This window comes from bacterium, assembly GCA_026416715.1.
In the GTDB taxonomy this organism is placed as follows: Bacteria; UBP4; UBA4092; order JAOAEQ01; family JAOAEQ01; genus JAOAEQ01.
On record JAOAEQ010000006.1, the window covers coordinates 52,148 to 72,072 of the forward strand.

Below are 19,925 nucleotides of genomic sequence, written 5' to 3' on the forward strand. Positions count from 1 at the left end.
TGAAGCGTGCTGGGTATAGTATGAATCGTAAATAGAGAATCTATTCTCAGTACGCTTTTACGCATTCATCAATTATCTTTATAATGTTTCAAAACGCAATTACACAGTTTAACGGTGGGTACAATTCGGGTACTCTGTTTAGGTAATCTGTGTAATCAAAATTCATAAGCTATGGTAACGAATACAAATAAACGCCGGGTGGTAGTAACCGGATTAGGTTTAATCACCCCAGTTGGTTTAGGAGTTAAGGAAACGTGGGACGCGCTGGTTGCAGGAAAAAGCGGCGTTGGCATGATAACCTATTTTGATACCACTGAATATCCGACGAAAATAGCCGCACAGGTTAAAGGGTTTGCGCCTGAAAATTATATTGACGCTAAAGAAGCAAAACGGCTCGAACGTTTTGTTTGTTTCGCGATTGCTGCGACAAAAGAAGCGATTCAAGATGCAGGATTAAATTTAGACCAGGAAGATGAAACGCGAATCGGGGTAATCATCGGCTCGGGGATTGGTGGATTAGATTTGCTTGAGCGGCAACATAGTATATTGCTCGAAAAAGGACCGAAACGGGTTTCTCCATTCCTAATCCCGATGATGATAATTAATATGGCAAGTGGTATGATTTCGATGCTCTTTAAGCTGAAAGGACCAAATACGGCTATTGCTACCGCTTGTGCTACCGGCTCGCATGCGATCGGTGATGCATTTAAAATCATACAACGCGGCGATGCAGAGGTGATGATTTGTGGTGGTGCAGAAGCAACCATTACGCCATTAGGAATAGCCGGATTCTGTTCGATGAAAGCCATGTCCACGCGAAATGATGAACCGGAAAAAGCCAGTCGTCCGTTTGATGCGCAGCGGGATGGTTTCGTTATGGGAGAAGGTGCCGGAGTTGTTGTTCTTGAATCATTAGACCACGCAATGAAACGAAACGCGCGGATTTATGCGGAAATCTCTGGATACGGGATGACCGCAGACGCATATCATATCACTGCTCCTGCTCCTGAGGGAGAAGGAGCCGCGCGGGCGATGGCGCTTGCTATTCAGGATGCGGGTTTGAAACCGGAAGACGTAGATTATATCAATGCACACGGTACCTCTACCGATTTAAATGATAAATTCGAAACGATGGCGATAAAAAAGGTTTTTGGCGACCATGCATATAAACTAGCGGTGAGTTCAACAAAATCAATGATTGGTCATCTACTTGGCGCTGCGGGTGGAGTCGAGTTTATTGTGAGTGTCCTGTCGATAGTAAACAATAAATTAACGCCAACGATAAACTATGAATTTCCCGATCCGGATTGTGATTTGGATTATGTTCCAAACCATGCCCGTGACGCACAGGTTGATGTCATACTCTCAAACTCACTTGGCTTCGGAGGCCATAACGCTACGATATTAGCTAAACGGTTTCAAGAATAGAACGTATGCTTAGCAAGTTGGAAAAAATATTAGGATATACGTTTCGGAATCGGGAAACGCTAAATCTAGCGTTAACGCATACCTCCTATGTGAACGAAGAGCATCCGGGAGTAACCCAGGATAATGAACGGTTGGAATTTCTTGGTGATGCGGTGATTAATTTCATTATCTCAGATTATATCTATCACCTGCAACCGGAACTGGACGAGGGAAAATTAGCAAAATTGAAAGCGGTGGTGGTAAGTGAAGCGGTATTAGCACGACAAGCGCGGGCAATTAAATTAGGTGAATTTCTCCGCCTGGGAAAAGGCGAACTGCGTTCTGGTGGCGCTAGTCGTGCATCCATTTTAGGCGATGCGTTTGAAGCGGTAGTCGGTGCGATGTATCTTGACGGTGGTATCGAAATAACCCGACAATTTATACTGTCACAATTGCAGAGCACAATGGATGCCGTGCTCCATGATGCATATACGAAGGACTATAAATCGCTACTGCAAGAACTCGCCCAATCGGAAAGTGGCGCTACTCCGCGCTATGAGGTGGTTCGACAAAGCGGTCCCGACCATAATAAATTATTCGTGGTTAAGGTAACAATTCGCGGGCTCGATTATGGTATGGGTAAAGGGAAAAGTAAAAAGGAAGCGGAACAAAAAGCTGCACGGATGGGGTTTCGTAAATTACGGAGAGAACTTAGAAAAACGATTTGAATGGTTATAAGCGATACATCTATCGCTGTAATCATTGTTTAAATTTTTTAAATGAAACCTAGAATTTATTCGATTTTTTTACCACAACAAGGCTGTCCGAACCAATGTATCTATTGTAACCAAGTGGCAGTGACCGGGATAAAGTCAAGTCCGAGCTACAATGAAATCCAAGACCAGATTGTTTCTTTTCTCGCTGGAGAACGAACTTCGATTGAACCAGAAATAGCGTTTTACGGCAGCAATTTTACCGGCCTTGCCTGGTCAACGCAGCAAGAATTGCTCGAACTGGTTAAACGAGCCAACCGCAAGACTGGAAAAAATGCTACGGTTAGAATTTCAACTCGACCAGATTATATCAACGAACCACTCCTTGCTCGATTAAAACGATATAATGTTTCAACCATTGAATTAGGGATTCAATCGTTGTCAAATGAGGTTCTTGCAACGAGTAGAAGAGGGTATACCGCAGAAACCGCCTTGGCTGCTTGTAGAAACGTTATCTCTGCCGGATTTCAGCTCGGGGTTCATTTGATGCTCGGATTGCCTTATGATTCTGAAGAAACTGCATTGCAGTCTATAGATAAAATTCTTAGTGTTCATCCAAACTTTATTCGTTTACATCCGACTCTCGTTTTACGAGATACCGAGTTAGCGGAACTATATTATACTGGGAAATATCAACCGTTATCTCTTGACCAAGCTATAGCGTGGTGTAAGGAGATAGCGATTCGCTGTGAACAATCAGCTGTGCCTATTGTGCGATTTGGCTTGCAGCCAACCCCGGAACTCGGTAAACCCGGAACCATTATTGCAGGACCATTCCATCCTGCATTTGGTGAATTAGTTAAATCAGCGATAGCGTTTGACCGAATGCATCAACAGTTGGCTAATCTGTTCGGCGCCCGGCAAACAAGCAGCACAATATCATTTTATGTCCCGGCAAACGAACTGTCAATCTACCGTGGACAACATAACCAGAATATCACTCGCTTAAAACAGCTCTGGCGTATTGATAATCTTATGGTAAAAGCAATGCGGGATAATCATAAAGGTATAGAATCCGGTGAAAAAATATCAATGTTAAATTATTCTTCTATATAAAATAAAAGGAGTTAAAAACTATGGATTATTTTTTAACTGATGAACAAAAAATGATTCAAGAGTTGGCGTATCGGATAGCAATTGATAAAGTTGCGCCAGTCGCTGCGCAGTTAGATGAAACTGAAGAGTTTCCTTGGGATTTAATGAAAGTTATGGCAGAAGCGGATTTATTCGGGTTATATATAGCACCGGAGTATGGCGGGTTTGGTGGCGGTTGTTTTGAGTTATCGTTAGCGGTTGAACAGATTTCGCGTGCTTGTGGTGGGGTAGCGGTATGCTATGCGGCAACCGCGCTCGGTACGTTTCCGATAATTCTTTTTGGGAACGAGGAACAGAAAAGGAAATATCTTCCTGACATCGCTAAGGGGAAAAAACTTGCAGCGTTCGGATTAACTGAACCGGATGCCGGTAGCGATGCCGGGGGAATTAAAACCACTGCAACGAAAGATGGCGATTATTACATACTCAACGGGACTAAACAGTGGATTACCAACGGCGGCGAAGCAGAAGTTTATACTATTATTGCGATGACTGACCGAACGAAAGGAGCGCGCGGTGCTACCGCATTTATTGTTGATAAAGGAACGCCTGGGTTTTCTTTCGGGAAAAAAGAAAAGAAGATGGGAATTCGTTGTTCCGCGACGCGCGAATTGATTTTTGATAACTGTCGGGTTCATAAATCCGCGGTGCTTGGAAAAGAAGGTATGGGATTCATGGTAGCTATGAAAACATTAGATAATGCACGACCTGGTGTCGCGGCGCAAGCAGTTGGAATTGCACAAGGTGCGCTTGATGCGGCGATAGAGTATGCCCGAACCCGAGTCCAGTTTAACCAACCGATATCAAGTTTTCAAGCGATTCAGCATAAACTTGCGGATATGGCAACTGAAATTGAGGCGGCGCGCGCATTGGTATATGCAGCAGCGCGTATGGTTGATAGCGGTGCAAAAAATGTTTCGAAAGAATGCGCGATGAGTAAATTGTTTGCTTCAGATGTCTGTATGCGGGTTACTACTGAAGCGGTGCAGATTTTCGGTGGCTATGGTTATATGCGGGATTATCCTATGGAAAAACGGATGCGGGATGCAAAAATCACCCAGATCTATGAAGGGACAAATGAAATTCAGCGGAATGTCATCGCATTAGCGTTAATTAAAGAAAGCGCAAGCAAGGAAAAGTAAACGATAGAACAGAGGAACGCAGGAACAAAAGAACCGGAAAATATCATAAGATTTCGCAGGTATGTTTTGACGTTCTTATGTTTTTACGTTTTTCAGTTGGTTTTAACTATGAATATTGTCGTGAGTATAAAACAAGTGCCTGATACTACAGAAGTACGGATTAATCCGGAAACTAACACCTTAATCCGTGATGGGGTTCCGAGTATAGTGAATCCGTTTGATATGTATGCAATCGAAGAAGCGATTCGATTGAAAGAGCGGTTCGGCGGAACCACTACAGTCATCACGATGGGACCACCGCAAGCAAAAGAAGCGTTACGAACTGCAATTTCTATGGGGATAGATGAGGGAATATTAGTTTCAGACCGAGCGTTTGCTGGGTCTGATACCTGGGCAACGTCGTTAACATTGGCTGCAACTATCAGAAAACTCGGAAATATCGATCTGATTATCTGCGGAAAACAAGCGATGGATGGAGATACAGCTCAGGTTGGTCCAGGAATAGCTGAACATCTGCAGATTCCATTTGTAGCGTATGTTAAAAAAGTAGAAGATGTTAACAATGGAATCATTCGAGTCCAACGGCTGATGGAAGAAGGATATGATGTTATCGAGATGCCGCTACCGGCGTTAATCACCGTAGTTAAAGAAATTAATGAACCGCGGATTCCTTCGCTCAAAGGGCTTATGCGGGCAAAAAAATTTGAACCGAAAGTTTTTACCGCAAACGATTTGGCGGTTAATCCGGATGAAATTGGATTGAAAGGATCACCGACCTTAGTCACGCGGATATTCACGCCGCAACCGAAAGGAAAAGGTGAAATTTTAAGCGGAACAATTGAACATCAGGTCGAAACGCTGATATCAAAGTTACGTGAGCAAAAAATAATTTAGCAATGTTGTTTGAAATTTAAATTTTTTAACTTTAGGATTTATACGACTATATGAGTATTAAAATACTTTTTGACAAATGTACCGGATGTACGTTATGTGTGAAAGTATGTCCGTTTAGCGCAATGCAAATGGTTGACCGGGACTCGGTACCGGAAGCGATTCCTGCTTCTTCTGCGGTAACGCCGACGACGCGTAAGTTATCGAAAAAAGTGGTGATTATAGATTTGGATAAATGTACCCTATGTGGTGCTTGTGTTCCGGAATGTAAATTCGATGCAATTGACTTGAAAAAAGAAGAACTATCTCAACCTGCGGTAGCGACTGATGCATATAAAGGGGTTTGGGTGTTTGCAGAACAACGGGAGCAGAAAATTCAACCGGTAGTCTATGAACTTCTCGGTGAAGGACGGAAACTTGCCGACCAGCTCGGAGAAGAACTTGCTGCGGTCTTGTTCGGTTATGGAATGCAAGAACAGGCGCAAGAATTGATTTATTATGGTGCGGATAAAGTCTATTATATGGACGACCCGATTTTCCAGGAGTTCCAAGATGACCCATACTCCGAAGCGATGAAACGGTTGGTAGTCAAATATAAACCGTCTATCCTGTTAACTGGTGCAACGAATATTGGTCGTTCGTTTATTCCGCAAATTGCTATTAAACTTTATACCGGATTAACTGCTGATTGTACCGGATTAGCCATCGAGCCGGAAACAAAACTTCTTCTTCAGACTCGACCGGCATTCGGTGGAAATTTAATGGCGGTTATTAAGTGCCCAAACAAACGGCCGCAAATGGCAACGGTTCGACATAAAGTAATGAAAAAAGCTGAGCGAAACCCGACACGCACAGGACAGGTTATCGTTGAACCGATCGGGGCTCCACTTCCTTGCAGAACCAAATTGATTCATAAAGTAGCAGAAGCGCTTACTACTGTTAAACTTGAAGAAGCAGATATTATTGTTAGTGGCGGGCGTGGACTTGGGAAAGCAGAAAATTTCAAACTGATTGAAGAATTAGCGATTCTATTAAATGCAGCTGTCGGTGCATCGCGTGCTGCCGTTGATGCCGGTTGGATACCCTATTCGCATCAAGTTGGCCAAACTGGGAAAACGGTATGTCCAAAACTTTATATTGCAGTCGGTATTTCTGGCTCTATCCAGCATCTTGCTGGTATGGGAAGTTCGGATACCATTGTGGCTATCAATCGCGACCCGCACGCACCAATTTTCAATCATTGCACCTACGGTATTGTTGGTGACCTTTTCGAAGTTGTCCCCTTGTTAACCAAACGGATTAAAGAAATCTGTAATTAATCAAATCAAATTTTTTAATCAATACGGAATGTGGTTTCTCTAAAGGCGCTACGATGAACGAGCTATGAGCTCGTTCATCGTAGCGCCACTATAAGTCTCCTTCTTAGTTCTTCCAAAGTTTTTCTTTCCTATTGGCAACCAGCATATTTTGAATAATCGAAGTAACATGATGTAACTGAACCGTAACAATTTTCGCAAGACAATACCTCTGCTATTCTGCAGAAATTAGCCTAAAATATACAGAATATTATATAAAATAGCATAATATAGCAGGCTGTAGGTCAGGTTGGTATAAATTATGCTTTTATATAAGGTTTACGTTGAATTATTAATCACTTTTACCACTTTTAATATATTCTAAGAACTAGGGAAAGCTCGGGTTTTTTGAAGCGAAAGTTCAGGTATTCCCCGATTGACTATAAATATAAGATACCATATAATTCAACCTTAATACCGTTATAAAAAATTGAAGAATTAAGTAATGTTATAAATAATAGGAGGTGTTTTTTGCATGGACATAAAAATAAAAATATATCAACTGGATATAATATCATCTTTAACATTGTGGCTATTGGTGGGTGTCATTTCTATGTATTCACCCTATGCCTATGCGTTGACACCAAGCGACTATAAAAGCTATAATCCTAATATAGCGTCGGTAAATACGAGTGATTATATCACCATATTATCCGACGGAATAAATACTACTGTGGTCGACCCGGCAAATGATATTATTTCGATTGAATATCAGCAAAATATGAATACCGGATTCGGGTATTTTAAAGTTAATACACGCGCTTCCGTTACTGGACAGAATATTTTAACTTCAAACCGGTATTTTATCTATTTCGACGTAAATGCGGATGGGATAAATGAATATTTGTTGTATAACACGACGCAAGGTGATACGAAATCGGTGCTCTGCGTCTGGACGACTTTTGGCAACGATACCCGATGGAGCACCAGGTTCGATCCCTCGCCGCCATCTTATGGATACAACGATATGTTATATAATCGAGCAGATAATGATAATTTTATCGAGATGGCATGTAAATTGAGTCATATCGGAAATCCACTTGATATCATCCATGCAGCAGCGAGCGCAAATCCGAACGTGTTTCCGTTTGAATATAATGATCCAGCGCTTGATCCACAGTTTACACCAGGAACTGTTACCCAACCAGGACAAGCGGGGTCAGGTGTATTAATTGTTAATCCTGTTCAGATCCCTTATGAGCATGGTACAACCTATGCTACTGTAACGGTGTTGGATAGTTCCGTTGTAAAAGTCATTTTTCATTGGTTGTCTGCAAGCTCGACGGTATTAAGCTGTTCTACGGTATTACTTTCCGGAATCGGAAATTCAACGACAGTTGAATATCGGAGCGCCGGGATTGGAGACATCGGCACCCATTATTGCCGGGTAACATTTATCAACAGCACATCGGGACAGGTCGGAGCAAAATATCGAATGTTTCTGGTATATAAAGGCAATCTACCGCCGGAACAGGTGCGGTTGCTAGCGCCGGAAAATGGACTGAAAACCAATAATCATTCTCCGGAATTTATCTGGAGTCTAGCTATGGATACCGACGGTGACCCGGTTAAATATAAGCTCCAAGTTGATAACGATAACAATTTTAACTCACCAGAATTCGATTCTGCGTTTAGTTTCAACACGACAACAACATTAAAGTTCTGGTTGCCAACCGATGTCTATTATTGGCGAACTATCAGTCAAGATACGTTTAATGCAACGAATACTTCCGAAACGCATTGGTTTATCGCGTTCGATACAATACAAAGCCGCACCATTAACATGCCGGGAGAATATCTATATTTTCTCGGAACTTGGGATACTCTGACTGAATATACCCCAATTACGTTTAGTGTAATTTCCGTTACCCCCGGAGCAACAGATACGGTTGTAATTACGGTATATCATGGGAAACATCCGAACGCTACCGATTCAACAGGACAGCTCGGATCTACCTACTTTTTGCCACGATGGTTTAATATCACCCAAACTGGTGGGGTAGCAAAAGCGGATATCCTATTTTATTATACTGACCAAGATTTAGCAGCAGCAAATCTCGGGCTGCGTACAGAAAATGATATTGAGCTGGCAAAATATTCTGAAGGAACATGGACTTGGTATAAATTTCCGGAAATCGGACACAATCCTATGGAAAACTCGATACTGATGTTTGGTGCAACCTCATTTTCCGATTGGACATTTTCCGGACCGGGCGGGGTACCGGTTGAAATAAGCCGATTTGAAGCGGAAATACTTCAGCCGTAAAACGTTAACTAAAAAAGAGTACCTTTCTAGGTCTTTATGCCGTTTTATCGGGGTTAAACCGAATGACTTGCGTCCGTTCGGTCTTACTACTCCATAAAAAGCATAATATATTAAGGTTAGTTATGAAAGGAGGGGGGAATTTTTCATTTAATGAGAAACAAAACTATAACTCTAATAGACATAGGAGGAACTATGAAAAAAATATTGTTTAGTTTGTTTTTGTGTGTTCTGGCAAGTACCGTTTTCGCCGGAACCGCAGTAACCTATGTTGTAGCCACGTCGGAAGATGATACTTATGCACGAACCGGTGTTAACGCATATAGTGCTATCAGTACTATACTGGGTCGAGTTGGAAATAATGATTATTCCGGCTATTTCCGCTGGCAAGTAAATATCCCCATTGGTGCAACGATAACCTATTCCTTAATTTCAATGCGCGCTTATGCGAACGGGGTTGGCGGTCCGCCATTAGCTGCGTTTTTAATTGATAGCGCTAACTGTCCATCGTTTGCTAGCAGTAATCCGGCAGGTATGACTGTTAATGTAGATTCGGTAGATTATACGCCCGGAACCTGGAACGCTGGAACCTGGTATTCAATTCTAACGGTTAATAAATTGATACAAATATTTATGAATAAACCGGGATATGCTTCTGGGAACTATATCGGAATACGTATTGGACCGCGTGTTGGATTAGGCGGAGCTGATAAATATCGAACAGCTTATACCTTCGACCAATCAACATCAACGATATCGAGCGCGAAACTTGTGGTGTATTATAATCAAACCCCGGCGGTCCCAATCGGTTTAGCTCCGTTACATAATTCGACTACCTATAATTTACAGCCGCAATTTATTTGGGGTAGTATAACTGACCCAGACGGAGATACGGTATTATATAACTTTGAACTGGATACCGTAGATACCTTTAATTCCGCTGGGAAAATTAGCGTTACTGGTTCTTCAGCAACAACGTATACGCCGGGATTCAGTTTAGCTCCTGGGAATTGGTATTGGCGAGTGCAAAGTTTAGATTCGTCAACGAATCCCATTTCAACGTTTGTTACTGCAACTTCTGCATGGTGCGCAACACAGAAAGTAACGATATTAGTCAATCAGCCACCAACTGTGGTGACACTACTTGCTCCCCCGAATGCAAGTAGTACCCTTAACCACACGCCAACATTTATTTGGAGCCATGCTACTGACCCAGACGGTGATCCGGTCTCCTATAAACTACAAGTAGATGATGATAGTGGGTTCGGGAGCCCGGAATTTGAGAGTGGATTTAGTAGCGCTACGGAAGCAACGCCAGTAAGTGATTTAGCAACCGGGTTATACTATTGGCGAGTGATTAGTCAAGACACCTCGCTAGCCAAGAATACCACTTCTGTTTGGACTGTAACTTTGTTAAACCGTCCACCAAATGTAGTCTCGTTACTTGCGCCCCCGAATGCAAGTAGTACTAGTAATCATACCCCAACGTTTATCTGGAGCGATGCGACCGACCCGGACGGCGGACCAGTTGTATATTCGATTGAAGTATCGACCACTATCAGCTTTGCGAATATTGTATATACTTCTGGATTTGGCAGCGCAACCACCGCAACGCCGAGTAGCGAGCTCGCAAAAGGGTTATACTACTGGCGAGTGATTAGTCGGGATACATCGCTTGCGCAAAATACTTCAGCCACGTGGTCGGTAACGTTATTAAATCGACCGCCGAACCCGGTTACGTTAAACCAACCGATTGATTCCGAAAAAACGAATAACCATACGCCGACATTTCTCTGGGCGTATGCTACCGACCCGGACGGAGACCCGCTTGAATATAAACTCGAAGTTGATAATAATCCTGATTTCACTAGTCCGGAATTTGAAACTTCGTTTAGCGGGAACAATCAAGCGACGCCAGGATTACCGCTTGCAACCGATTTATACTCTTGGCGTGTGATTTGTCAGGATAACTCGTTTGCGCAAGCGACTTCTGCGGTACGAACCTTTATCGCGTTTGATACGATCCATCAACGGATAATCAGCAGTGTTGATACTTATACTTTCTATCTCGGTACTTGGGATAGTTCGACCGATTATACGCCGGTCACGCTTGCCGCTAATACGTTGGTGGGAACAGATACCGTAACGATTTTGGTCTATAATGCAAAACATCCTTTCGCAGCAGATTCAGCGGGTAAAATCAGCCCGCCAGATAAACATTTTATATCTCGTTGGTGGTCAATTAGCGGTAACGGAAACATTCAAAATGCGGATATAACCTTTACCTACACTGATTCTGATTTTACTGACGCTAATATTGGCGGAGCATATACTGAAGCTAACCTTGAATTTGTAAAACGTACAGGTGGGAATTGGACTTGGTATCCAGCGAGCAGTCGGAATACAACGGCAAATTGGGTTAAGCGTGCTGGTATAACTTCATTTTCAGACTGGACGCTGAGCGGACCAGGTGGTGTACCAGTTGAATTAAGCCGATTTGAAGTTGAAGTAATTAAACCATAACGTATAACGTTGGTCTAACCGCCTCATAGACTAGAGTTGAAGCCCAAAGGAGTATGATACTCCTTTGGGTTTTTTGTTGCAAGAAGAATACACAAGGGAAAATTTATCGCGAGTTGACTCTCGTTAATTTTTCTTTATCGTCATCTTGTAATATTATGAAATTATCCCTATAATATTTGCTCTATGAAAATTGTAAGTATACGTAGATTAACCGTAATGTTTCTCTTAGTTGCTACCAATACACTAGCGCAAAATGAAATGGTACCGATAACCATTTCAACCGCAATACCAGCTCGGAAAATTAATCTTGAATCAATTATCCATTTAACCTATCAAATCAATCCAAACATTGCCGCAGCCAAATATGACCTCGAATCCGCAGAATATGCCTATCAGGAATTTGAGCGAGAGTTAAGCCAATTTACTCCCTTAAAACTCGAATCGCGTATAGACCGAACACTCACTCAAACTAGCGGCGGAACACTTGAATCCGGAACCCAGAATTATTCGAATTCGATTGGGTTCCAGAAAGATTATTTCAACGGTACCTCTTTTTCTTTTTCGGTCGGACATCAAGGTGATTTCGGAGAAGATAATGCGGGACATTATCCATTTATTGGCACTTCCATCAGTATCCCGCTATTTAGTTCATATCAGACGTTAAGCCGGATTACCTGGCGGAGTTTTGAAGAGAGCCAGTTATACACCGCCCGGTTAAACTATATTAGCAAAATTAAAGGGCACCTTCGTTGGGCGCAACTTGGATATCTCTGGTTCCAAAATGATTTAGAAAAATTGCGGTTAACCAAACAATGTTGGAACGATTTCCAGACCATCTTCTGTTCCAGTCGGGTGCAATCAACCCCTGCGGAAAAAGAGCAAATCGAAGGTGAGCTGCAATCGCTGCAATCGGATATTGTCGAGCTTGAAGGAGAAATTCATTCCGGAAGAATTGAGTTGCAAGCTAATATCGGCTGTGATGAACTTGAGTTAGACCAAATTGAGCCGTTCGATTTATATACAGAAAATTTTTATGGAAAAGAATATCTGCAGCGAAGTAAAGAAGATTTGACCAAAATTGCCATCCAAGATGATGTCGAAATTAAAGTGTTAGAAGCTTCGAAACATTCTGCGGAACAGAAACGTCTTCTTGCCGAAAAGGGAAAATGGGATATTTTCTTAAACCTTGATGCGAACTATGATTTTCCTGGTCAAGGAACTAAAACTGGTGAATCTGGATATTATGTAGGCGCTGCGGTAAACGCAAACTGGATTGATTCAAAACTGCTGAAACTTTCCTATAATAAAGCGGAAGCAGAAATTAAACAATATCTGCAGCAGATTAAAGCGCAGCAGATGAATATCAAAAATTCAGTAGATTTATCGTGGAATAATGCTAAGAATCTTCGGAAGCAAGCTGAAGAGTTAACCGCAGAAGTCGAATCGAGGAAAAATGTTTATACGCAGAAAGTAGCAAGTTTTTTAGAAAATAAGGAAACGATTGATAATCTGATTCAAGCGCGAAAAAAACTGCTTGATTCCCAGAAACGGCTTGCCAATGTTTTGACCGATTTTTATGAAACCGTTACTGAGCTGGATGCGATCTGCAATGTCTATTTTCAAAAACTAAAAATTGATATTGTTTCACTGGAAAAGAAATCCGCAAAAAAGAACTAGCGGATTTTAAATTCCAGATTTATTGTCATTAGTTTTCACCGGAAGCATCTGGATTATCCTATCTAGTCGGAAGGTCCGTTTTTCTTTGCGGAGATGGCAGAATGCTACCAAATATAGATAATCAGAAAACGCATTTATTTCTATTGGTTCAATCAAACGAACGGTTTCCTCTCCAGAACTGGAGATATAACGGATCTTTAATTTCGAGTTCGTTTTCAATGCTTCTTCTAGCTCTTGCGGCAATGGAATTTCTGCTCCCTTTGGAAAAGGAATCGTCCCACCTTGGAAAGTCAATAGTTCATCGACTGTGTTAATGTTTCGTTGAATAAGCTTGGTCAGGATATTATCAAAAATCTGATAGGTTATCTCAACATCATTCATCGCTCGATGGAGATGTGGAATTGTAATATTTAACGCGGTGGCTAGATTGCCGAGACTATAACTACCGAGATGCGGATAAACAAGTTTCGCTAGTCGAATGGTATCGAAAACCGGATTCTGCGGAATAGGCTTTTGCGCTAGTCGTAATTGAGCTGCGAGAAATCCTAAATCGAACTGAGCGTTATGAATGATCAAAACCGTATCCGCTATAAAAACAAGAAACTGGTCAACAATTTGAGTAAAATATGGAGCAAAGCGCACGTCTTCATCAGTAATTCCGTTAATAGCGGTTGCGCTCGGAGAGATAGGTCGCCCGGGATTGATGAAACTCTGAAACCGGTCAACGATGTTGCGATTCTTGACTTTCAGCATCCCAAGTTCAATTATTCGGTCACCAAACGCTGGGTTTAATCCCGTAGTTTCAGTATCAAGAACGACGAATGAAACTTCAGATAACTTCATAAAAATTAAATGCTGGGACTATGAAAAACGCAGGAATATAAATAAAAATATATATAATCTCTTCTCTATGGAACCTGTTTGTGGCTTATTTTTTAGGTTTTATAATTGTTCCTGAGGGTGTATCTTCAAACACAAATCCTAGTTCGAATGCTTTCTGCCGGAGCGCATCTGCGGTTTTCCAATCTTTCGCTTTTCGCGCTACAACTCGTTGTTCTTTTAAAGCTTCAATTTCCGGCGGGATTATTACTTCTTGTTCTTTAACCTCAGCAAGGTGCAATCCAAGCACACGATCAAACTCAAGCAGTACTCGACGGAGCGCATCGCCTTTTAACGCATAGACAGCTTCCCAAACTACCGCCAGTGCATTTGGCATATTTAAATCATCCGTGATTGTGTCGAGAAATAACTGTTTGATTTTATTTTCTAATTCGATGTTATCAGAACTCGGCAGTTTCTGTAGTCGCAATAAATCTGCACGAAGGTTATCTAACCCCCGTTGCGCTGCGGCAAGCGATTCCCAAGTAAAATTAAGCGGAGACCGATAATGACCGGTTAAACAAAAATACCGAAACGCGAGCGGCTCAAATCCTTTCGCTGCTAAATCTTTAAGCTGGTAAAAATTCTGTTTCGATTTGCTCATTTTTCCACCGTCAACCAGCAGAAATTCACCGTGGAGCCAATAGCGAACAAACGGTTTTCCTGTAGCAGCTTCACTTTGCGCAATCTCGTTTTCATGATGTATTGGAATATGATCCGTTCCTCCGGTATGGATATCGAACGTTTCCCCGAGATATTTCATGCTCATCGCCGAGCATTCCAGATGCCACCCAGGAAATCCTTTTCCCCAAGGCGAATCCCACTGCATAATATGATTGGGATCTGCCTTTTTCCAGAGCGCAAAATCTGCTGGATGCCGCTTTTCGCCACGAACCTCAACCCGCGCACCCGCTTTCTGTTCATCAAGTTTAATTCCGGACAATCTTCCATATTGCGGAAATTTAGTAACATCAAAATAGATGCCATCCGAAGTTTCGTAACCGTATCCTTTTTCGACCAGCGTTTGAACTAACGCAATCATTTCTGGAATATGGTCTGTCGCTTTGCAGATAATATGTGGTTTAAGGATATTAAGTTTTTCACAATTAGCAAAAAAATCCTGCGTATAATATTCTGCAATTTCCCAAGGGGTTTTTTTCTCACGTCGTGCGCCCGCTTCTATTTTATCTTCACCGTCATCAGCATCACTGGTTAGATGACCAACGTCAGTAATGTTCATAACCTGTTTAACCTGATATCCGACATATTCGAATATGCGCCGGAGAATATCCGCAAAGATATACGTCCGATAATTTCCGATATGCGCAAAATCATACACCGTTGGCCCGCAGGTATAAATTCCAACCTGATTTTGCACCAACGGAATAAACGGTTCTTTCATTCGAGTTAACGTATTGGTTAATCGAATCGTTACCATAACTTGCCTAACCACGAAAAGACCGAAATATCGTGAATGTTCCTTCGTATAATATTATTATTTGAGCAAAATGTGAATAATATTCTAACAGAAGGTAGCAATACGGAGCTAGAAATAGTGAATAGAAAATGTGTTTTGCGTAAAACGTTCATTCACAGCATTTAACAAGTGAACTGGTTCTGACCAAATTTCGCTATAACATCCGCAGGGAAACTTCCGAGGTCTATTCCCAGGCACCGGCGTTCTTTAATAGATTCACAAGTTCAGCATCTTTCTTTTCCGTAGCAATTTTTAAGGGAGACCGGCCTTGATTATCTTTAATTCGATAATCCGCTTTCTTTTTGAGTAGAAGAGCTACCGTATCTTTATGCCGATTTTCAACAGCAAGTAATAATGGCGTTTTTCCAGCAACGGTTTTCGCATTTATATTCGCTCCATATTTCAGCAGCAATTCAACGGTATCTGTTTTTCCTTTTTCTGCAGCACAATGTAACGCGGTCCATCCATTGACTGTTTTCATATGGATCTGCGCGCCTTTATCTAATAGAAGTTTCGCAATTTCAGTTTCGCCCTGTTTCGCTGCAAGCATTAATACTGACCAACCAAGACCATCACCTTCGTTCGGACTCGCGCCTTGATCCAGCAACTCTTTCACCTTCGCTGCATCTCCTTTATGAACCGCTTTAATTAACGGTGTCTGGTCTAATCCGAATATTGGACTTTCATTATCGCAACTGCATAAATACACCACACAGAGACATAACAAAGGACACAAGATTACTCGTACGTGGGTTGATATCATAAATGTTCCTCCGTTTAGCGTTATGTATGTTACGAGAGATAAATTTCATTGGTCTCTATTGTAATCTCTCTCGATATATTTTGCAAGCAGAGACCTTGTTTTTTCTTGATAAGCTAGAAGAAACTGTATCGGATAATTTCGGAATGTTAGCTTTGCTATCTGCTGAATTCCACCCAGTGATTTAACTGTTCTGAATCCAACTGAAGGAGATTTTTTAGTTATGTGCATTAATCCTCTCGCCGAGCTGCGCAAATCTTCTTTTGGAGAATTAAACGCTCCTCCACGGATAACAAAGTTATCAGGAACGAAAACCCGTGAGTCAATAACCGTGTTTCCGGCATAAGGTCGAAAAATATCGGCAGTCCATTCCGCAACGTTTCCTGCCATATCGTAACAGCCGTAAGGACTTCTTCCCTTTGGATAAATCCCTACTGGAACTGGAGCGTGATAATTTGCACCAACATAATTGCAAACATTTTCTATAAACTGGTTACCCCAGGGATACATCCGCCCATCAGTTCCGCGGGCTGCTTTTTCCCATTCGGCTTCAGTCGGCAATCGGCATCCCACCCAATTCGCATACGCACTGGCTTCAGCCCAGGTTATATTGGTTACCGGATAATTTGATTGTCCTGCCGGATACATTCGGTTCTGCCAACCAGAAGGAGCTGGAAAACCAGTTGCATCAATAAATGCTTTATACTGTTGATTGCTAACTTCATACATATCTATTAAATATGTATCGAGATAAACTCGATGTTCCGGCTGTTCATACGGTTGTCCGGAATTACTACCCATTATAAACTCACCGGCGGGAACTACAACCATAATCGAAGGAACCGGCATAACCGTCTCCCGCATCATACTCGTATCTTCTTTAGGGATATTTAACAATTCACCTTTTTCTCCAAGAAAAGGTTTCGGGGTATCTGGTTTCCTATCTCTCTCGACATATTTTGTTTCTTCACCTATTTCGACTCGTGGCAGCTGAATTTTTGGCAACGCAACCAACGGACTTGGTTCAAAACTTACGGCGCTTTCTTCGCGAACTAACGTTTTCTTTTTCAAATGCTTTTCTCCTAGCGTCGTTTCCGTTGTTACAGTCTCTTCTAGGGGTCTCTGGGGCGTGAAGGGTTCTCGCTTAAACGGAGCTTGGCGCGAAACTGATATTGCGGATTCAATATTCTGTCCTCGCGGACGAAATACATAGTATAACGGTAACGCTAGTAACACCACTAATGCGAACACCCACGTTGTCCACCATGCCGGATGAATCCGTTGTGGCTCAACAGTTGGTTCAGAGATAATAGGAATCTGTCTTTGTGGGATACGCTGCGCGAGCCCAAGTTCAAGAAATACGGTCAAATCAGCCGTAATATCTGTAATAGAAGCATAGCGGTCGGTGAATGTTTCTGCGGTTGCTTTCGCAATCACCCGCTGTAAAGATACTGGTATTAATGGATGCAACTTCCTTGGTTCAAATCGTTCACCGGTAATAAGTTCGTACAACAGGACTCCCAGCGAATAAATATCCATTCCCGGATTTGCTGCAGCCCCTTGTTTCAGTTCCGGTGCAAGATATTCTAAATAACGTAACTCGGGTTTATGGATGAGCTTAGTTAACCCTAGTTCGCCAATTAAATTGGTGATGCCGACATCCGTCAATTTAACACTACCATCTTTAGAAATAATAATATTTCCCGGATGGAGGTTTCTGTGGTAGTAATTTCGTTTATGTAGATAATCGAGCGCAGAACATAAAGCGATGATAATTTCACTCGATTCAGTAGCAGACAATTTCTCTTTCCGTTTTAAATATTCGGCAAGATTAGACCCGGGTATTTCTTCTGAAATAATATAATATTTCCCGGATTGTGCTATCAGACCTAGAACGGTCGCAATGTTGACATGGTATAACCGAACGAGGGTTTCAGATTCATAGATAAACCGACGTGGAAACAGGTCATCTATCGTTAACTCAGAGAAAAGTTGTTTGATGACAGCGGTGGTTCCGTTTGTTATATGCTCTCCACGGTAGGTTATACCAAATCGACCGCGACCTAGTTCGCTAACCAATCGATATTGCCCTACCGTTTCGCCAATCATAGGATCCATAATTACATCGAGTAAAAACGAAACTTACACCGATTGTATGAATTTTGCATCCGGATAATCGTTTAGATATCTGTGGAATCACAAAATAAGTTCGTTATCCGGATAGACGACTTCGAGCATTTTTTCTTCGGTGATAATCCAATCCCAGATAAGCTGGTCATCAACAAAGAAAACATATCGGATTTTACCAGCGCCAAGCTGATAGAACCATTGCGTTTTAAGCCCGAGTAGAGTTTGTTTCGTACCAATCCAGTCCGGAGGACCGTATCGTGCAAGAATGTCTTTAACCGTTAAAAATTGGTTCTCCGGTTCGCTATTTTCATCAGCTGACCCTTTGAAATATCGGAAACAATTATCTTGGGATCCGTTTTTCATGGTTATACAATCACTGATTTTATTGATTATTCTCGTTTATACAAATTTGTTTTCCGGTTTTCGCTGATTGATAGATTGCATCTAGAATTTGCATTACTGCTAGCCCCTGTTCTCCTGTTGCTATCGGCTCTCGGTCATTAACAATGCAGTCGATAAAATGCGTCGTCTCGGCGGCAAAGCCATCTACCTTTGGACACGCTGGCTTTACATCAACCTGAATTCCATGCTCTTCTTTATAAATTATTAACGGGTCGAGTTCTGCGCCACCTTTCGTTCCCATCAACCGGGAATAAAATTCATCTGATTTTTCGATGTTACTCGCCCAACTTGCATCTAGCGTGAGGGTCGCGCCGTTTTTAAGTTTAATAAACGCACTGGCTAAATCTTCGACATCAAACGGGGCAGTCCCTCCGCGCCACCAGAATCCAATATTTTTATTTCCGAAATGTGTATACACCGACCCGATAACGGATTCTACCGCAGGAAACCCCATCAACCATAGGGTTAAATCGAGAACATGCACACCGAGATCAATCAGGGGTCCACCGCCAGATTGGCTTTTGGTAGTAAACCATCCTCCGATACCAGGAATCCCACGTCGACGGAGCCAGCCGCATTTCGCATAATAAATATCACCGAGCTCTCCAGCGTCGATAAATTGTTTTAGCACCTGACTTTCTCCCCGAAAGCGGTTACAATACGCGATCATTAATTTTCGTTTTGCTTTTTTCGCCGCGAGAACGATTTTCGCTCCTTCTTTTGCGTTTATCGATAACGGTTTCTCGCAGAGCACATGTTTTCCTGCAGCGAATGCTAATTCCGCTACCGGCCGATGTAAATAATTCGGAGTACAGATACTTACGGCATCGATATCCCGCAATTCGAGTAGTTTCCGATAATCTGTAAACCAGCGCGCGATATTCTCTTTAGTTGCAACTTGCTGGGCGCGACTCGCATCTACATCACAAACTGCAACTACTTCCGCTTTGGGACACTTCTGATATCCCCAAATATGATGTTGCCCAACACCAAGTCCGATGACACCTACTCGGACTTTATCTGACCTACTTTTTCTACCCATATTTCCTCCTATCCATAATATTTTCAAGTGAAAAGTTTCGCAAGGTTAAATTATCTATCTTTAATATCGCTAACCTATAATATTCTATCTTGAATTGTTTAGTTCAGTC

General features: G+C 42.1%; 15 protein-coding genes. 9 read left to right on the forward strand and 6 right to left on the reverse strand.

The window, feature by feature from the left end:
* Positions 1-171 precede the first annotated feature (171 nt).
* The 9 genes from fabF (at position 172) to N3A72_03755 (ending at position 13,126) form a co-directional block, all read left to right on the forward strand.
* Positions 172-1,428, forward strand: a complete 1,257-nt coding sequence (fabF, locus tag N3A72_03715) for a beta-ketoacyl-ACP synthase II (GenBank protein ID MCX7918716.1) — start codon at positions 172-174, stop codon at positions 1,426-1,428.
* A gap of 5 nt (positions 1,429-1,433) precedes the next feature.
* Positions 1,434-2,135, forward strand: a complete 702-nt coding sequence (gene rnc, locus N3A72_03720) for a ribonuclease III (protein ID MCX7918717.1) — start codon at positions 1,434-1,436, stop codon at positions 2,133-2,135.
* Positions 2,136-2,186: 51 nt separating this feature from the next.
* Positions 2,187-3,236, forward strand: coding sequence for a radical SAM protein (locus N3A72_03725; GenBank protein MCX7918718.1), 1,050 nt, complete (start codon positions 2,187-2,189; stop codon positions 3,234-3,236).
* A 20-nt stretch (positions 3,237-3,256) separates the two neighbouring features.
* Positions 3,257-4,417: an acyl-CoA dehydrogenase family protein gene (locus N3A72_03730; protein MCX7918719.1), complete on the forward strand. Its 1,161-nt coding sequence runs from the start codon at positions 3,257-3,259 to the stop codon at positions 4,415-4,417.
* Positions 4,418-4,525: 108 nt separating this feature from the next.
* Entirely contained in the window at positions 4,526-5,311 is a 786-nt protein-coding gene (locus N3A72_03735) for an electron transfer flavoprotein subunit beta/FixA family protein (protein MCX7918720.1), read from the forward strand.
* A 50-nt stretch (positions 5,312-5,361) separates the two neighbouring features.
* Complete coding sequence (locus N3A72_03740) at positions 5,362-6,627, forward strand: electron transfer flavoprotein subunit alpha (protein ID MCX7918721.1); 1,266 nt, start codon at positions 5,362-5,364, stop codon at positions 6,625-6,627.
* A 589-nt stretch (positions 6,628-7,216) separates the two neighbouring features.
* Complete coding sequence (locus N3A72_03745; GenBank protein ID MCX7918722.1) at positions 7,217-8,929, forward strand: hypothetical protein; 1,713 nt, start codon at positions 7,217-7,219, stop codon at positions 8,927-8,929.
* Between the two features lie 192 nt (positions 8,930-9,121).
* Positions 9,122-11,449, forward strand: coding sequence for a hypothetical protein (locus tag N3A72_03750; protein MCX7918723.1), 2,328 nt, complete (start codon positions 9,122-9,124; stop codon positions 11,447-11,449).
* A 183-nt stretch (positions 11,450-11,632) separates the two neighbouring features.
* Complete coding sequence (locus tag N3A72_03755) at positions 11,633-13,126, forward strand: TolC family protein (GenBank protein MCX7918724.1); 1,494 nt, start codon at positions 11,633-11,635, stop codon at positions 13,124-13,126.
* Positions 13,127-13,132: 6 nt separating this feature from the next.
* On the opposite strand, the gene N3A72_03760 is transcribed toward N3A72_03755, so the two are convergent.
* From N3A72_03760 to N3A72_03785, 6 genes are all read right to left on the reverse strand, one after another.
* Positions 13,133-13,969: an exonuclease domain-containing protein gene (locus N3A72_03760; protein ID MCX7918725.1), complete on the reverse strand. Its 837-nt coding sequence runs from the start codon at positions 13,967-13,969 to the stop codon at positions 13,133-13,135.
* A gap of 85 nt (positions 13,970-14,054) precedes the next feature.
* Positions 14,055-15,443 carry a cysteine--tRNA ligase gene (gene cysS / locus N3A72_03765; GenBank protein ID MCX7918726.1) on the reverse strand — a complete coding sequence of 463 codons (1,389 nt, stop codon included), beginning with the start codon at positions 15,441-15,443 and terminating at the stop codon, positions 14,055-14,057.
* A 223-nt stretch (positions 15,444-15,666) separates the two neighbouring features.
* Positions 15,667-16,245, reverse strand: coding sequence for an ankyrin repeat domain-containing protein (locus N3A72_03770; GenBank protein MCX7918727.1), 579 nt, complete (start codon positions 16,243-16,245; stop codon positions 15,667-15,669).
* Positions 16,246-16,290: 45 nt separating this feature from the next.
* The gene (locus tag N3A72_03775; GenBank protein ID MCX7918728.1) at positions 16,291-18,360 is read right to left on the reverse strand and encodes a bifunctional serine/threonine-protein kinase/formylglycine-generating enzyme family protein; all 2,070 of its coding nucleotides are present in this window, start codon (positions 18,358-18,360) and stop codon (positions 16,291-16,293) included.
* Positions 18,361-18,438: 78 nt separating this feature from the next.
* A complete protein-coding gene (locus tag N3A72_03780) occupies positions 18,439-18,735 on the reverse strand; it encodes a hypothetical protein (GenBank protein ID MCX7918729.1) in 297 nt (98 codons plus the stop codon).
* A 19-nt stretch (positions 18,736-18,754) separates the two neighbouring features.
* Positions 18,755-19,816, reverse strand: a complete 1,062-nt coding sequence (locus N3A72_03785; GenBank protein MCX7918730.1) for a Gfo/Idh/MocA family oxidoreductase — start codon at positions 19,814-19,816, stop codon at positions 18,755-18,757.
* Between the last annotated feature and the right edge of the window lie 109 nt (positions 19,817-19,925).

What these genes read in the sequence shown, in the direction of transcription:
- fabF (MCX7918716.1), top strand. Translation starts at nt 172, where the DNA reads ATGGTAACGAATACAAATAAACGCCGGGTGGTAGTAACCGGATTAGGT.
- rnc (MCX7918717.1), top strand. Translation starts at nt 1,434, where the DNA reads ATGCTTAGCAAGTTGGAAAAAATATTAGGATATACGTTTCGGAATCGG.
- N3A72_03725 (MCX7918718.1), top strand. Translation starts at nt 2,187, where the DNA reads ATGAAACCTAGAATTTATTCGATTTTTTTACCACAACAAGGCTGTCCG.
- N3A72_03730 (MCX7918719.1), top strand. Translation starts at nt 3,257, where the DNA reads ATGGATTATTTTTTAACTGATGAACAAAAAATGATTCAAGAGTTGGCG.
- N3A72_03735 (MCX7918720.1), top strand. Translation starts at nt 4,526, where the DNA reads ATGAATATTGTCGTGAGTATAAAACAAGTGCCTGATACTACAGAAGTA.
- N3A72_03740 (MCX7918721.1), top strand. Translation starts at nt 5,362, where the DNA reads ATGAGTATTAAAATACTTTTTGACAAATGTACCGGATGTACGTTATGT.
- N3A72_03745 (MCX7918722.1), top strand. Translation starts at nt 7,217, where the DNA reads ATGTATTCACCCTATGCCTATGCGTTGACACCAAGCGACTATAAAAGC.
- N3A72_03750 (MCX7918723.1), top strand. Translation starts at nt 9,122, where the DNA reads ATGAAAAAAATATTGTTTAGTTTGTTTTTGTGTGTTCTGGCAAGTACC.
- N3A72_03755 (MCX7918724.1), top strand. Translation starts at nt 11,633, where the DNA reads ATGAAAATTGTAAGTATACGTAGATTAACCGTAATGTTTCTCTTAGTT.
- N3A72_03760 (MCX7918725.1), bottom strand. Translation starts at nt 13,969, where the DNA reads ATGAAGTTATCTGAAGTTTCATTCGTCGTTCTTGATACTGAAACTACG.
- cysS (MCX7918726.1), bottom strand. Translation starts at nt 15,443, where the DNA reads ATGGTAACGATTCGATTAACCAATACGTTAACTCGAATGAAAGAACCG.
- N3A72_03770 (MCX7918727.1), bottom strand. Translation starts at nt 16,245, where the DNA reads ATGATATCAACCCACGTACGAGTAATCTTGTGTCCTTTGTTATGTCTC.
- N3A72_03775 (MCX7918728.1), bottom strand. Translation starts at nt 18,360, where the DNA reads ATGGATCCTATGATTGGCGAAACGGTAGGGCAATATCGATTGGTTAGC.
- N3A72_03780 (MCX7918729.1), bottom strand. Translation starts at nt 18,735, where the DNA reads ATGAAAAACGGATCCCAAGATAATTGTTTCCGATATTTCAAAGGGTCA.
- N3A72_03785 (MCX7918730.1), bottom strand. Translation starts at nt 19,816, where the DNA reads ATGGGTAGAAAAAGTAGGTCAGATAAAGTCCGAGTAGGTGTCATCGGA.